Raw genomic sequence first — 15816 nt, forward strand, 5'->3', positions numbered from 1 at the left:
GATTTGAAGAAGATGTACCTAGGTTTATTATTGATGAATTTATTGAAGATGACTTTTTTGCTTCTGGTTGTGATATTGAGAATTTTGAAGTAAAAATGCCTATACTTATATGTCCAAAATGTAATGGTGAATTAGTTTCAAAAAATACAGATGAGTAGCTCTGCTACTCATCTGAGAGTATCACGAAGTGATATTTTGTTCTAATGAAGTAATTTAGGAGGTAAAACTATGGAGGTTATGCTTTATACAGATGGAGGATCAAGAAATAATCCAGGAGATGCAGGAATTGGTGTTGTAATAATGGATAATAAGGGTAATACAATAAAAGAATTAGGAGAGTATATAGGAGTTGAAACAAATAATGTAGCAGAGTACAAAGCTTTTATAAAAGGTTTAGAAGAGTGTATAAACTTAGGTTATACAAAAATAAAAGCTCATTTAGATAGTCAGCTTATTGTAAAGCAAATACAAGGAGAGTACAAAGTAAAAAATGAAAATCTAAAAGTTCTTCATAAAAAAGCAAAAGATCTTATAGAAAAAATAGAATTATTTGAAATTATACATATAAAAAGGGCTTTGAATAAAAAAGCAGATTATCTAGTAAATAAAGCTATTGATGAAAAAAATATATCTAACTATCAAGAAAATATATCTAAAACACAAGGAAAATTAGAAAAACTTAAAAGTATATTAAAAGATATGGAAAGTGTTGCAGTGGCATTCTCTGGTGGAGTTGATAGTACTTTTCTTTTAAAGATTGCTAAAGAAGTTTTAGAGGATAAAGTAATAGCTATAACTGTTAATGCATTTATACATACTAAAAGAGAGTTAGATGAATCAAAAGGATATGCAAATGAAATAGGAGTAAAGCATATAATTCTTCCGATTGATGATATAAAAATAAAAGAATTTATAGAAAATACACCGGATAGATGTTATTACTGTAAAAAAGAAATATTTAATAAAATAAAAGAAATAGCAGATAATCATAATATAAAATGTATTGTAGATGGAAGTAATATAGACGATTTAAAAGATTTTAGACCAGGAATGAGGGCTCTAAAAGAACTTAATGTAATAAGCCCATTAAAAGAAGCAGGACTTACAAAAAATGAAATTAGACAGCTTTCTAAAGAAATGAATATGTCAACTTGGGACAAGCCATCTTTTGCATGCCTTGCATCAAGGATACCCTATAACAATAAAATAACAAAAGAAAAATTAAAGATGATTGAATTTGGCGAAGAATTTCTTTTAAGTCTTGGTTTTAAACAAATGAGAGTAAGGCATCATGGTGAAATTGCAAGAATTGAAATACCAAAAGATGAAATTAAAAAGTTTTTTGATTTTAATTTAATAGAAAAAGTAACACAAAAATTCAAAGAAATAGGATTTACCTATGTTACACTTGATCTTTCTGGTTATAGAACTGGTAGTATGAATGAGATTTTGTAGATTAAAGTATATACTTTAAGTGTTATATGATAAAATAAGTGTGCAATTATATTGAGATATTTGACATAGTAGGAGGTTAGTGATGAATAATGTAAGTTTAATAGCTCCATGTTTTTTTGGAATTGAAAAAGTACTTAAAAGAGAAATAGAAAATCTAGGTTATGAAATTGAAAGAGTAGAGGATGGAAGAGTTTTTTTTAAAGCTGATGAATATGGAATTTGCGTATCTAATATTTGGTTAAGAACTGCTGAGAGAGTACTTCTTAAAATTGGAGAATTTAAAGCAACAAGTTTTGAGGAATTATTTGAAAATACAAAAAAGCTTCCATGGCATAAATATATTTCAGAAGATGCAGTTTTTCCTGTAGCAAAGGCTTCTTCTATAAAATCAAAGTTATATAGTATACCAGATATTCAGTCTATTGTAAAAAAAGCAGTAGTTGAAAGTTTGAAAGAAGAATATAATGTAAGCTGGTTTTCAGAAGATAGCAATGAAAAATATCCTATTCATGTATTTATAAATAAAGATAAAGTTACAATATCTATAGATACAAGTGGAAATGCTCTTCATAAAAGAGGATATAGAGAAGTTGCTAGTAAAGCACCTATAAGAGAAACTCTTGCTGCTGCACTTGTTTACTTAACACCATGGAAAGTAGGTAGACCTTTAATAGATCCTTTTTGTGGTTCAGGAACCCTACTTATAGAAGCAGCAATGATAGGGCTTAATATGGCACCGGGACTTAATAGAGAATTTATTTCAGAAAATTGGAGTATGTTATCTAAAAAACTTTGGTGGGATGCTAGAAAGCAAGCATTCAATCTTATGAAGAATGACACTGATTTTAAGATATATGGATATGATATAGATGAAAAAGTTATTGAAATTGCTAAAGAAAATGCTAAGCTTGCTGATGTGGATGAGTACATTCATTTTAAAAGACAAGATGCAAGAAATCTAAAAAGTGAAGATACATATGGATTTATAATTACAAATCCACCTTATGGAGAAAGGCTTGAAGATAAAGAAAAAGTAAGAAAACTTTATGAAGATATGGCAACAACATTTAAAAAATTAGATACATGGTCTTTTTACATAATAACTTCTTATGATAAATTTGAAGAAGCTTTTGGAAAAAAAGCTGATAAAAAAAGAAAATTATATAACGGTATGTTAAGAACTGATTTATATCAATATTTTGGTCCGAAACCACAAAAAAGGTAGCAAATTTTGCTACCTTTTATTAGAATTCTAAAAAAATCCTACATATTAATATTTTATATGTAGGATTTTTAATGCTAAACTATTTTAGTTGTCCAATCTTCACAGTTCCAAACATTAGTTACAACATCTCTATAAAATTCAGGCTCATGGCATATTAAAAGAATACTTCCTTTGTAGTTTCTTAAGGCTCTTTTAAGTTCTTCTTTTGCATCAACATCTAAGTGATTAGTTGGTTCGTCTAATAAAAGAATATTAGTTTCTCTATTTATTAGTTTGCAAAGTCTTACTTTAGCTTGTTCTCCACCACTTAAAACTTTTACTTTGCTTTCTATATGTTTAGTAGTAAGACCACATTTAGCAAGAGCTGCACGAACTTCATACTGAGTAAATCCAGGGAATTCATTCCATATCTCTTCTATACAAGTATTGTTGTTATAATCTTTTATTTCTTGTTCAAAATACCCTATACTTTGCTCATAACCAAGCTCAACATTACCAGATAAAGGTTTTATTAATCCTAAAATACTCTTAAGTAAAGTTGTTTTACCTATACCATTAGCACCAACTAATGCTATTTTCTCTCCTCTTTCCATTCTAATATTAAGAGGCTTAGTTAAAGGATTATCATATCCTATAACTAAATCTTTAGTTTCAAATATTAATCTACCTGAAGTTTTAGCTTGTTTAAAATTAAACTCTGGTTTTATACGTTCTTGTGGAAGTTCTATTCTTTCCATTTTATCTAATTTCTTTTGTCTTGACATAGCCATATTTCTTGTTGATATTCTAGCTTTATTTCTAGCAACAAAATCTTCAAGAGCAGCTATTTCCTGTTGTTGTCTTTTATATTCAGCTTCAAGCTGACGTTTTTTAGCTTCGTATATTTGCATGAAATTATCATAATCTCCAACATAACGATTAAGTTCTTGATTTTCCATATGGTATATAAGGTTTATAACACTATTTAAAAATGGAATATCATGAGATATTAGAACAAATGCATTGTCATATTTTTGTAAAAATCTCTTTAACCATTCTATATGCTGTTCATCAAGATGATTAGTAGGTTCATCTAAAAGTAAGATATCTGGTTTTTCTAGTAAAAGTTTACCAAGTAAAACCTTAGCTCTTTGACCACCACTTAAATCATTTACATCTTTATCAAGACCAATATCAGTAAGTCCAAGTCCTCTTGCTACTTCGTCTACTTTAGCATCTATTACGTAAAAATCATTATTAGTTAGTATGTCTTGAATAGTTCCTACATTTTCAAGCATTTCTTCTAGTTCTTCAGGTGAAACATCTCCCATTTTTAAATATAGTTCATTCATTTCGCTTTCAAGATCAAATAAATATTTGAATGCATCTTTTAATATATCTCTTATAGTTCTTCCTTTTTCTAAATAAGTATGCTGATCTAAATATCCAACACGAACACGCTTTGCCCATTCAATAGTTCCCTCATCGGGTTCAATTTTACTAGTAATTATATTCATAAAAGTAGATTTTCCTTCACCATTAGCACCTATAAGTCCTATATGCTCTCCTGGAAGTATTCTAAAAGAAATATCATTAAATATTGCTCTATCGCCAAATCCGTGACTTAAATTTTTAACTGTTAATATACTCATTTTATTATCTCCTTCTTTTAGCTAAGTTTTAAAAAGTCAAACAAATAAAGAGAAGCCATGGCTTTATTAAAATTTGATTTCAACTTTTGAAATATTTTCCTTGATAAGAGTTCCTTTTTTTTAATTCTTTATCTATAGCATTTAAGACACTTCTTTTATCAAGACTCCACCATGGCTCAAGGAGAGTATCTTTTGACCCATCACCTGTCATTCTGTGAATTACTATATTTGGATTTAATCTCTCTAAAATATCACATATTAAGTGTATATATTCTTCTTTTTCTAATAATTTAAATTTACTTTCTAGATAATATTTTTCAAGGTCAGTTCCTTTAATAATGTGAAGAAGGTGAAGCTTTACCCCTTGAATATCCATTTTAGAAATTTTATCTATAGATTCAAATATCATTTTCTTTGTTTCATTAGGTATACCTATTATTAAATGAGTTATAATATTTATATTTTTTTCTCTTAGTTTTTTAACTTTCTCTTCAAATAAAGAAAAATTATATCCTCTTCTAAGAAATTTTCCGCTTTTATCATGTATAGTTTGAATTCCAATTTCAACCCAGAGATAAGTTTTTTTACTAAGTTCTTCTAGTAAATCTATAACATTATCATCTAAACAATCAGCTCTTGTAGCTATTGCAAGACCAACTACATTTTTACAAGAAATAGCATCTTCATATTTTTTTCTCAAAATATCAACTGGAGCATATGTGTTTGTGAAGTTTTGAAAATAGGCTATATATTTGCCATGGCTCCATTTATCTTTTAAAAGATTTATTTGACTCTCAATTTGATCTTTAATAGAAAGGTTTTTATCTGATGCATATTCTCCAGAACCTTTATCACTACAGAATATACATCCTTTAAACCCTATTTTCCCATCTCTATTAGGACAAGTAAATCCTCCATCAAGAGATAATTTAAATATTTTCTCACCAAATGTTTTTCTTAGTTCATAATTTAGAGAATGATATCTTTTGTCTAACCAGCGCAATTTATCTTATTCACATCCTTTTAATGATTTGTAGTATTTATTTTACTTGAAATATTAAATTAAGACAAGTTTTATGTTTATGAATTTTTTTATTAAATGAGGGGAAAGATTGTATTGTACAAACTTGAAGGCAGGTGAATAAGAATGAATGAAGTTAACATAAATAATAATAATTCAAGCGTATATTTTGGTCAGATATTAGAGAAATATATAAGTGAACATTACACATCAAATTATGAAGAAATTATAATTTTATGTATAGGTACAGATAGATGTACTGGAGATTCTTTAGGTCCTCTAACAGGACATAAATTAGAAAGAAGAATAAAAGGATATAGCAATGTTTATCTTCATGGAACCTTAGATGAACCTGTTCATGCAAAAAATTTAGAAGAAACAATAAAATTAATAAATAATTCTTATAAAAAACCATTTATTATTGCAATAGATGCATGTTTAGGGGATATTAATAGAGTAGGGTGCATAAAGGTGTCTAATGGACCGTTAAAGCCAGGAGCTGGAGTAAATAAAAATCTTCCACCTATAGGAGATATAAATATATTAGGAATAGTAAACTTAGCAGGATTTATGGAATTTATGATTCTTCAAAATACAAGACTGCAAGTAGTAATGAAAATGGCTGATGATATATCTAGAGGAATTGAATATGCTTTATGGAAAACAATAAAAGATATAAAAAGTAAAGAATATATAAATGAAGAATATAGGGAAGCAGATATAAGATATTTAAAAATTTAAATAAAAAGAAAAAAAGATTTACAAATTTGTAAATCTTTTTTTCTTTTTATTTCCTAGTAGAAAATAAAACTAAAATAAAAAAATGTAACACTATAAACAATAAAAACATAAAATAAAATGTACTCATAAATATAATAAAGGAGGTCAATTATGAGCCTATTAAGATTATTTAAAAAGAAAAAACATAAAAATAGTGAAAGTCCAAAAAAACAAACAAAAGAACATAAAAAAATAAAACAAAAAAAACCAAAATGTAAAAACTGTTCAAACAAAGAAAATAGTAATAATGAAAGAGATAGACAAATAGAAGTACTTAATGAAATGGATACAGAATTAGAGGAAATTAAAAATGTAAATACTAAACCTATTAAAAAGAAAAAAAATAGAATTAAAGAACATAGAAATAATCAAAATATAGGAAAACTTGAATTATTAGAAGAAAATAATAATGAAGAATAAAGTCAGCATAGCTTTATGCTGGCTTTATTCTTTTAAAATTTTAAGATAAATTTAAGAATGAGTTAAGATAAATTTAAATGTTCACATGATATAATAGTTTTATATGAAATGATTACAATTTATTCCAAGTGAATTAATAAACATAGGAGGTGCTCATTTTGAGAAAAAAGAAACTGCTAATCATTACAACATCCATTTTAGCAATACTTATTTTAGGAGGAGTATATATTAGTACAGGTGTAAAATCATCTAAGAAAGATAGAATAGTTACAACCGCAGAGGTACAAAAACAAGACATAAGTTCTAACATATTAGTTAAAGGAAAATTAGAAAGTAAATCAAAATCAGAAATATCTTCAGATCTTTCATATAGAGTAAATGAGATATTTGTAAAAGTAGGAGATAAAGTAAAAAAAGGAGATAAACTAGCAACATTTGATATGAAAGAGTTAAATCAGGATATTGAATCTGCAAAACTTGAACTTGAGATTCAAGAAGCACAGTATAAAGAGAAAAATAGTGAAGAGCATATATTGTCTCTTCAAAAAGATGTAGAAAATCAAACTATGGATTTTGAAACTGCTAAAAACAAATATGAAAGTTCAAAAGAACTTTATGAATTAGGAAGTATCAGTAAGGATGAACTTGATTCTGATTATAATACATATAAAAAAGCTCAAAACAATCTTGATAAAATAAAAGCAGATTTAAATAAAGCTATAAGAGAAAAAAATAATGATTCAGATGCAAAATCATTGGAGCTTAAAAGATTGAATTTAAAACAAAAAATAGATGATTTAAGTAAATCAACAATTATAAGTCCAATAGATGGAACTGTTACGGCTATTGATGCAAAAATAGGATCAATTCCTAAAGGAGCTGGAGGGTTATTTGTCATAGAGGATTTAACAAAGTTAAAGGCAACATTTGATATAAATGAATTTGATATAAACAAATTACATATAGGACAAGATGTTAATTTGACTACAGAATCTCTTAATGATAAAGTTTTTAAAGGTAAAATAACTAATATTTATCCTACAGCAAGAATAAAGGAAGGTTCTGCTTCAGGAAAACAAATAGTAATTCCAGTAGAAGTAGATTTAGTTGGAGATGTTAAGGGATTAAGACCAGGACTTGTAATTGAATCAAATATAGAAACCCAAAAACAAGAAGGGGCTTTAACAGTTCCTTATGAAGCTATATATGAAAAACCAGATAAGACTAATTGTGTATTCTTGGTAAAAAATGGAGTGTTAAAGGAAGTACCTATAGAAATTGGAATTCAAAGTGATTTAGTTGTTCAAGTAATTTCAAAAGATATAAAGCCTGGTGACAAAGTTGCGCTTAATCCTAACGAAACTTTTTCTGATGGCATGAAGATAAACATTATGGAATAGTTAGGAGGAAAATATATATGATAGAGGTTAAGAATCTTCAAAAAGTATATCAAAATGGAGATATAAAGGTGCCAGCTTTAAAAGATATTTCTCTTAAAATAGAAGAAGGAGAATTTGTAGCTATAATGGGTTCTTCTGGTTCTGGAAAATCTACTTTTATGAATATTTTAGGGTGTCTTGATAGATTAACTTCTGGAGAGTATCTTTTAGATGGAATACCTATTCAAGAAAGAAATGAAGAGGAACTTTCTCAAATAAGAAATTTAAAAATAGGATTTGTATTTCAATCCTTTAATCTTATACCAAGAACAACTGCTCTAAAAAATGTAGAGCTACCTCTTTTATACGCTAGAAAAACTCAAAGTGATAGAAGGGAAAAAGCCATGGAACTTTTAGAAAAAGTTGGACTAAAAGACAGGATATATCATATGCCTAATGAAATGTCTGGAGGGCAAAGACAAAGAGTTGCTATAGCTAGAGCGTTAGCTAATGAGCCTCCTTTAATACTTGCTGATGAACCAACGGGAAACCTTGATTCAAAATCTGGGGAAGAAGTAATGGAGATTTTTAAAAAGTTAAATGATGAAGGAGTAACAATAATAATTGTAACTCATGAACCAGATATTGCTCAGCACTGCAAAAGAATAGTAACATTTAAAGATGGTAATTTAATAAGTGATGAATTAGTTAAAAATCGATTATAGTTTTTTAGATTGGAGGATTTGAATTGTTTTTTATAGAAAACTTTAAGCTAGCTATTTCCAGTCTAAGAGCAAATAAAATGAGATCTTTTTTAACAATGCTTGGGATAATAATAGGAATTAGCTCTGTTATAACTATAATGACATTAGGAGAAATAGGAAAAGCTAGTATAGGAAAAGAATTTGAAGGTTTCGGTACTAGAAGGGTAGTTATTTATTTAATGTGGAATGATGATATAAGGCAGTCTGATTTTTTGAATGAGAGTGATATAAGAAAAATAAAAAAAGCTTTTTTTAAAGAAATAGAGTATTTATCTCCAGAAATTTGGGGAGGATCAGGAAAGGCTAAAAAGAATAAAAATTTTGGTAATGTATATATAAAAGGAGTTAATGAAGAATATAAAAACATAGGAAAAATAAATGTAATAAAAGGTAGATTTTTAAATGAATCAGATATTAAAGGAAGAAGAAATGTAGTAGTAATAAACAAGAAGCTTGCTCAAAAATTATTTAAAAGAACAGATATTGTAGGAGAAACTATAAAAATAGAAAACTCGGATTTAGGACAAAGTTATGTTGTAATTGGAGTATATGAAGATCCACCTTCAATTTTTGATAGATTTGATAAAAGTGATAAAACTGCAATATATTCACCTATAAGTATTATAGATTATGATAATTTATATGATTCAATGGAAGTACAAATATCAGAAGGATATGATGTTGAAGAAATTTGTAATAAAATTTCAAAATTCATATCTAGAATAAAAGGTAAGAAAAATATTTATAGAATAGAGTCAGCTAAAGGGCAACAGAATATGGTTGATGCTGTTTTAAGCAAAATATCTTTAGGAGTAGGAGCAATTGCTGCTATATCATTACTAGTTGGTGGAATAGGTGTTATGAATATAATGTTGGTTTCTGTTACTGAGAGAACGAGAGAAATAGGAATAAGAAAAGCTCTTGGCGCTAAAAGAAAAGACATATTACTTCAATTTTTAGTAGAATCTATGATAATATCTGCTGTAGGTGGCCTTATTGGAACTTCTTTAGGACTTGGAATATCAAATGCAGTAGCATTGTTTTTAAAAGTAAGTCCCAAAATTCCTATTGGAGTTATAATGATAGCAGTTTCTTTTTCAGCTGTTGTTGGAGTATTCTTTGGTATATATCCAGCTAATAAAGCTGCTAAACTTGATCCGATTGAAGCCCTTAGATATGAATAGAGGAGGCGAGGTTAACTTGAAAAAGATTCACAGAATTATATTATTTCTTATATTGTTAGTATTCACACTTTTTAGCTCTATAATGTCTTTTGAATCATTTGCTCAAGAGAAAGAACTTGAATTTCTTTCTTTAGAACAAGCTCAAAAGGAAGCTATTGAAAATTCAAGTGTATTAAAAGAAGATATGAGAAATTTGAAATCACTTGAAGATGATTATTCTCAAATTCGTAGGCAAGAAAAAAGAGTTAAAAACTATATGGATAAAGATGATTATGATGCATCCTTAGAAGATTATAAATACAAGTCAGGGGATAAAACTAAAGAAGTTGATATGAGAATTAAAAGCAGTAAAATAAAATTGAAAAAAGATGAGGAGCAAATAAAATTAGATGTGCTTTTAGCTTATCAAAATGTTTTATTAAAACAAAAGGAATTGGAAATTGAAAAAGAAAACATTGAATATCAGAAAAATCTTTTAGACATAAAAAAAGTTAAAAATAGACTTGGAAAAATATCGTTGAATGAGTTTGAAAAAGCTGAAAATGATTATAATAATCTTGTATTAAATTTAAATACTACTAAGCAGGAATTAGAAAATTCATATATAAAGTTAAATCTTCTAAGAGGAGTGTATTTAGAAGAAAGACCAATTCTTTCTGAGGATACAATTAATACTTTTTCTTTAGATATAGTTTTAAATCAAGAGGAAGCTTTTAAGAAAGCTCTTGAAAGTAGACATGATATATTATCATTAAAAGATAATATAGAATTTTCAAAAATGGACATTGAAAACATAAGCATAAAATATCCTTCTAATACATATAAATACAAGGAAAAAGAAAGAGCATTAAATGATGCAAAAGAAAAATATGAAGATAAGAAAAATGAAATAAAAAAAGAAATAGAAAGTGCATATTCAGAACTTCTTCTTTCTAAATTAAAAAATGATAATATTAAAGCTTCTTTAGATATGATGAAAAAAGATTTAGAAAAGAAAAATATTTTTTATAATTATGGAAGAATTAGCAAAATAGAATTAGAAAATTCAAAAATAGAAATTTTGAAAAAAGAGTTAGAATATATAAGTAATACTTTTGAATATGAGAGACTTTTAAAAAAATATATTCTTAGTTATACTTTTGGTGATTAAAGTAAAAAAGCTTAGAAATCGAATGACTTCTAAGCTTTCTTTATGTGAAACAAGAAAGCAACAATTATCTTGACCATGTACATGATCTTAAAAAAACTTATATAAAACTATTTTCTATATGAAGTTTTCGACTTATATAAAATAATTATTGCTTTCTTGTTATATTATTATATTAACCTTTTTTTTAAGATGTATTCTAAAATATTTAATATTTTTATTAAATATTTTTAATAATTTCTTGTGCAAATTCTTTTGTTCCTAGATTTCCACCAAGATCTTTAGTTAATTTGCTATTTTTTTTAAAAACTTTAGATATAGCATTTTCGATTTTTAAAGCTGCTTCATATTCATCTATATGTTTAAGCATCATTATACTTGATAGTATTGCTGAAATAGGATTAGCCAAATTTTTACCAGCTATATCGGGAGCAGTTCCGTGAACTGGTTCAAATACAGCAATTTCATCTCCTATATTTGCACCAGGAGCAAGTCCTAGGCCTCCTACAAGTCCAGCAGCCATATCGGATAATATATCTCCGTATAAATTTGGAGCAACTATAACATCATAATTTTGAGGAGTTTGAACTAATTTCATACTCATAGCATCTACTATTACATCTTCAGAAATGATATTATTATATTCATTTGCTATATTTTTGAAGCATCTTAGAAATAGACCATCTGAAAGTTTCATGATATTTGCCTTGTGTACTGCTGTAACCTTTTTTCTAGTATCTTTTTTAGCTAGTTCAAATGCAAATTTTACTATTTTATTAGATGCTTTTTTTGTTATTACTTTTATACTCTCAGCTGCATCGTCTCCTACCATGTGCTCAATACCCGCATATAATCCTTCTGTATTTTCTCTTACAATTATAAAATCAACATTTTTATGAAGACAATAAATTCCTTCGTATGATTTTATAGGTCTAACATTGGCATAAAGATTAAGTGTTTGTCTAAGTGCAACATTTACACTTCTAAAACCACCACCAACAGGTGTTGTTATAGGTCCCTTTAGAGCAACTTTGTTTTTCTTTATACTTTCTATAACATAATCAGGTAGGGGAGTTTTATACTTATCTAAAACAGATTCTCCTGCATTTACCTCTTCCCACTCAATATTAGCACCACTTGCATCAATTATTTTTTTAGCGACACTTATTACTTCAGGTCCAATTCCATCCCCATGAATTAGTGTTACTGTTTTAGCCATGTTTATTGTTCCTCCTTTTGATTGTTTTTTATAACGAATAGGAAATTATATTCCTATTTAAATTGTGGATAAATATAAATTCCGTTATGAGTTTTAAGCAACGGAATTCGTTAGAATTCGTTGGCGCCATGAAATTTTAAAAAAGTCTACATTGTAAAATCTTTAGAATAAAGACTTTTTTATTAAATTTAAAAGACCACCAGCTATAAGCATTTTCTTCTGTCTTTCGGATGCATCTAAAATAAGCTCGTATTCTTTATTTTTAGTTGTATTTTTTATAGTTAATATATTTTGATTTAATTTATCTAAAATATCATTTATTAAAAGTTCATCCATTAAGTCTATATCTTCGTAATCATCAGCATTTTTAAATCTTAAAGGAAGTATTCCGTTGTTTATTAAATTTTGCTTGTGTATTCTTGCAAAAGACTTAGCTATAACAGCTTTTATTCCAAGGTATAAAGGAACTAATGCTGCATGTTCACGACTTGATCCTTGACCGTAATTTACTCCACCTATTATTATTCCTCCACCAAGTTTTTTAGCTCTTTCAGGGAACTTTTCATCACAAGGAGTTAAACAGTAATTAGATAAATAAGGTATATTAGATCTAAATGGAAGAAGTTTTGCATGTGAAGGCATTATATGGTCTGTAGTTATATTGTCATCTACTTTTATTAATGCATGACCTTTTATTTTATTATTTAAAGGTTTTGTTTGAGGGAATGGTTTAATATTTGGACCTCTAACAATTTTAACTTCTTTACCTTTTTCGGAAGGTAACATAATTAAATTATCGTTAACTAAAAATTTATCTGGCATCTCAATATTAAATTCATCAATATAGTCTCTAGGATCACATATATATCCATTTATTGCAGATATAGCTGCAATTTCAGGACTAACAAGATAAACATCTGCTAATGCTGTACCACATCTTCCTTTAAAGTTTCTGTTAAAAGTTCTAAGGGATACTCCGTTTGTATTAGGGGCTTGCCCCATACCTATACAAGGGCCGCAAGCAGATTCTAATATTCTTGCTCCTGAAGCTACAAGTTTTGCTAATGCTCCATTTTCAGCTAGCATATTTAACACTTGCTTTGAACCAGGGGAGATAACTAATGATACATGCTCTGCTATAGTTTTTCCTTCTAAGATTTTAGAAACCTTCATCAAATCCATATACGATGAATTAGTACAGCTACCTATTGCAACTTGATTTACTTTTATATTTTTAACCTCTGTTACAGGTACAACATTATCAGGACTATTAGGACATGCAACTAAAGGTTCTAGATTATCAAGATATATTGTAATTTCTTCATCATAAGAAGCATTTTCATCTGCTTTTATTTCTATAAAGTCTTTTTCTCTTCCTTGTGCTTTTAAAAATTCATAAGTAAGTTCATCAGATGGAAATATTGATGTAGTTGCGCCAAGTTCAGCACCCATATTAGTAATTGTTGCTCTTTCTGGAACGGTAAGATTTTTAAGTCCATCACCACAGTATTCAAATATTTTATTTACTCCACCTTTAACTGTACATATTCTTAAAACTTCTAGGATTATATCTTTTGCTGATACTCCAAATTTCAACTTTCCTTTCAACTCAACTTTAACTATTTTAGGCATTGTAATGTAGTATTCTCCTCCTGCCATGGCAACTGCTACATCAAGCCCTCCAGCACCTATTGCAAGCATTCCTATTCCTCCTGCAGTAGGAGTGTGGCTGTCTGACCCTAGTAGAGTTTGACCTGGAACTGCAACTCTTTCTAGATGAACTTGATGGCATATACCATTACCAGGTTTTGAAAAATAAATTCCATATTTTTTAGCAATTGTTTGTATATATAAATGGTCATCAGCATTTTCGGGCCCAGATTGAAGCATATTATGATCTATATAAGCTACAGATTTTTTGGTTTTGACTTTATCTATGCCAATAGCTTCAAGTTGTAAATATGCCATGGTTCCAGTGGAATCTTGAGTTAGAGTTTGATCTATTTTTATACCTATTTCGTTTCCTCTTGAAAGATTTCCATTAACTAAATGATTTTTTATTATTTTTTCAGTGACAGTAAGATTCATTTAATATGTCCTCCTTTTTAAATTGCTTTTGATTCGTTTGTCTTCATAATATCCGGAAAATAAGTAAAAACAATCTTTTTAAGCTCATCATTAGAAATCACAGTAGTTCTTCCTCTTAAATATTGTTCATCAATCCATTTTTTTATAGGATTTATTCTAGAATCATTTTTAGATATTTTGTTAACTTCTTCTAATTCAAAATAGGTGTTTATCCAAGCTGCAATACCTGCAAGACCAGAATATTGATTTACAGCTACTACTATAGGTCTATTTAATATTTTATCTGTATCAAATGCATTGTATATTTCAACATCTTTTAATATTCCATCAGCATGTATTCCTGCTTTTGTTACATTGAATTCACTTCCTACAAAAGGAGTTTGAGGGTGGATTTTATAATTTGTTTCTTTTTGAAAATATTTAGCTATTTCAGGTAATACTCTTAAATCAACATTTCTTAAATTTCCTTTTATTTGAGCATATTCAATAAGCATAGCCTCTAGTGGACAATTTCCGGTTCTTTCACCAATACCAAATAAGGTAGTATTAATAGAAGAAGCTCCATACACCCATGCTGATACTGAATTTGTAACAACTGAGTAAAAATCATTATGACCATGCCACTCAATCCATTCTGAAGGAACACCGCATTCATTTTTAAGACCATACATTATTGCGGGGATACTTCTTGGAAGTTCTACTCCTGAATATGAAATTCCAAGACCTAATGTATCACATGCCCTGATCTTTACTTTCATATTATGTTTTGATGAAAGTTCCATAAGTTTATTTACAAGTGGAACTACAAAACCATAAAAATCAGCTCTTGTTATATCTTCTAGATGACATCTAGGTATTATATCATTTTCAAGTGCCTTTTCAGCTATATCTAAATACATTTGTATAGCTTTAGCTCTTGTCACTTTTAATTTTTTAAATATATGATAGTCTGAACAAGACATAAGCATTCCTGTTTCTTTTATTCCCATTTCTTTTACTAAATTTAAATCTTCTTTTTTAGCTCTTATCCAAGAAGTTATTTGAGGAAATTTATATCCTTTTTCCATACATTTAGATACAGCCATTTGATCTTTTTTAGAGTATAAGAAAAACTCTGTTTGTCTAATAATTCCAGATTTGTTATCCAACTTATGAAGATAGTCATATAAAGTAGTAATCTGCTCTACTGTAAAAGAAGATAAAGATTGTTGACCATCTCTAAAAGTAGTATCAGTTATCCATATATCCTCAGGAATATTCATTGGATAATTTATGTTATTAAAAGTTACTTTTGGAATTTCTGAGTAAGGAAATATCTCTTTAAAATAATTAGGTTTTGTACAATCCATTAAATTATATAAATTTGATTTTTTTGATAAATTTTTATTCATAATAAAACCTCCTATAACAATACGAAAATTGAAAGGTTATTTAAATTATTTTTCATTTGATAAATTATTCAATGAACAAAAAACAACATATTTATAAAATTGAAAAATATGA

At 27.9% G+C, this 15816-nt stretch carries 13 protein-coding genes; 8 read left to right on the forward strand and 5 right to left on the reverse strand.

Annotated features, from left to right (window positions below):
* The first annotated feature begins 228 nt into the window (after positions 1–228).
* Entirely contained in the window at positions 229–1455 is a 1227-nt protein-coding gene (gene larE, locus BUA77_RS14355) for an ATP-dependent sacrificial sulfur transferase LarE (protein WP_084605473.1), read from the forward strand.
* 82 nt (positions 1456–1537) lie between these two features.
* Positions 1538–2680: a THUMP domain-containing class I SAM-dependent RNA methyltransferase gene (locus BUA77_RS03805; RefSeq protein WP_072887459.1), complete on the forward strand. Its 1143-nt coding sequence runs from the start codon at positions 1538–1540 to the stop codon at positions 2678–2680.
* 74 nt (positions 2681–2754) lie between these two features.
* On the opposite strand, the gene BUA77_RS03810 is transcribed toward BUA77_RS03805, so the two are convergent.
* Complete coding sequence (locus tag BUA77_RS03810) at positions 2755–4311, reverse strand: ABC-F family ATP-binding cassette domain-containing protein (protein ID WP_072887461.1); 1557 nt, start codon at positions 4309–4311, stop codon at positions 2755–2757.
* Positions 4312–4390: 79 nt separating this feature from the next.
* Positions 4391–5314 carry a TIGR01212 family radical SAM protein gene (locus BUA77_RS03815; protein ID WP_072887463.1) on the reverse strand — a complete coding sequence of 308 codons (924 nt, stop codon included), beginning with the start codon at positions 5312–5314 and terminating at the stop codon, positions 4391–4393.
* A gap of 144 nt (positions 5315–5458) precedes the next feature.
* Here BUA77_RS03815 and yyaC point away from each other — a divergent pair, with 144 nt between their 5' ends.
* From yyaC to BUA77_RS03845, 6 genes are all read left to right on the forward strand, one after another.
* Complete coding sequence (yyaC, locus tag BUA77_RS03820) at positions 5459–6073, forward strand: spore protease YyaC (protein WP_072887466.1); 615 nt, start codon at positions 5459–5461, stop codon at positions 6071–6073.
* A 150-nt stretch (positions 6074–6223) separates the two neighbouring features.
* Positions 6224–6532: a hypothetical protein gene (locus tag BUA77_RS03825; RefSeq protein WP_072887468.1), complete on the forward strand. Its 309-nt coding sequence runs from the start codon at positions 6224–6226 to the stop codon at positions 6530–6532.
* A 158-nt stretch (positions 6533–6690) separates the two neighbouring features.
* Entirely contained in the window at positions 6691–7932 is a 1242-nt protein-coding gene (locus tag BUA77_RS03830; RefSeq protein ID WP_072887471.1) for an efflux RND transporter periplasmic adaptor subunit, read from the forward strand.
* A gap of 17 nt (positions 7933–7949) precedes the next feature.
* The gene (locus tag BUA77_RS03835; RefSeq protein ID WP_072887473.1) at positions 7950–8636 is read left to right on the forward strand and encodes an ABC transporter ATP-binding protein; all 687 of its coding nucleotides are present in this window, start codon (positions 7950–7952) and stop codon (positions 8634–8636) included.
* Between the two features lie 23 nt (positions 8637–8659).
* Positions 8660–9859: an ABC transporter permease gene (locus BUA77_RS03840; protein ID WP_084605477.1), complete on the forward strand. Its 1200-nt coding sequence runs from the start codon at positions 8660–8662 to the stop codon at positions 9857–9859.
* 16 nt (positions 9860–9875) lie between these two features.
* Positions 9876–11009 carry a TolC family protein gene (locus tag BUA77_RS03845; RefSeq protein WP_072887475.1) on the forward strand — a complete coding sequence of 378 codons (1134 nt, stop codon included), beginning with the start codon at positions 9876–9878 and terminating at the stop codon, positions 11007–11009.
* A 217-nt stretch (positions 11010–11226) separates the two neighbouring features.
* Here BUA77_RS03845 and BUA77_RS03850 read toward each other — a convergent pair whose 3' ends face one another.
* The 3 genes from BUA77_RS03850 to BUA77_RS03860 form a co-directional block, all read right to left on the reverse strand.
* Complete coding sequence (locus tag BUA77_RS03850; RefSeq protein ID WP_072887477.1) at positions 11227–12225, reverse strand: isocitrate/isopropylmalate dehydrogenase family protein; 999 nt, start codon at positions 12223–12225, stop codon at positions 11227–11229.
* Between the two features lie 162 nt (positions 12226–12387).
* The gene (locus BUA77_RS03855; RefSeq protein WP_072887479.1) at positions 12388–14313 is read right to left on the reverse strand and encodes an aconitate hydratase; all 1926 of its coding nucleotides are present in this window, start codon (positions 14311–14313) and stop codon (positions 12388–12390) included.
* A 17-nt stretch (positions 14314–14330) separates the two neighbouring features.
* Entirely contained in the window at positions 14331–15704 is a 1374-nt protein-coding gene (locus BUA77_RS03860; RefSeq protein ID WP_072887481.1) for a beta/alpha barrel domain-containing protein, read from the reverse strand.
* Positions 15705–15816 lie beyond the last annotated feature (112 nt).

Source organism: Tepidibacter formicigenes DSM 15518, assembly GCF_900142235.1.
GTDB lineage: Bacteria > Bacillota > Clostridia > Peptostreptococcales > Peptostreptococcaceae > Tepidibacter > Tepidibacter formicigenes.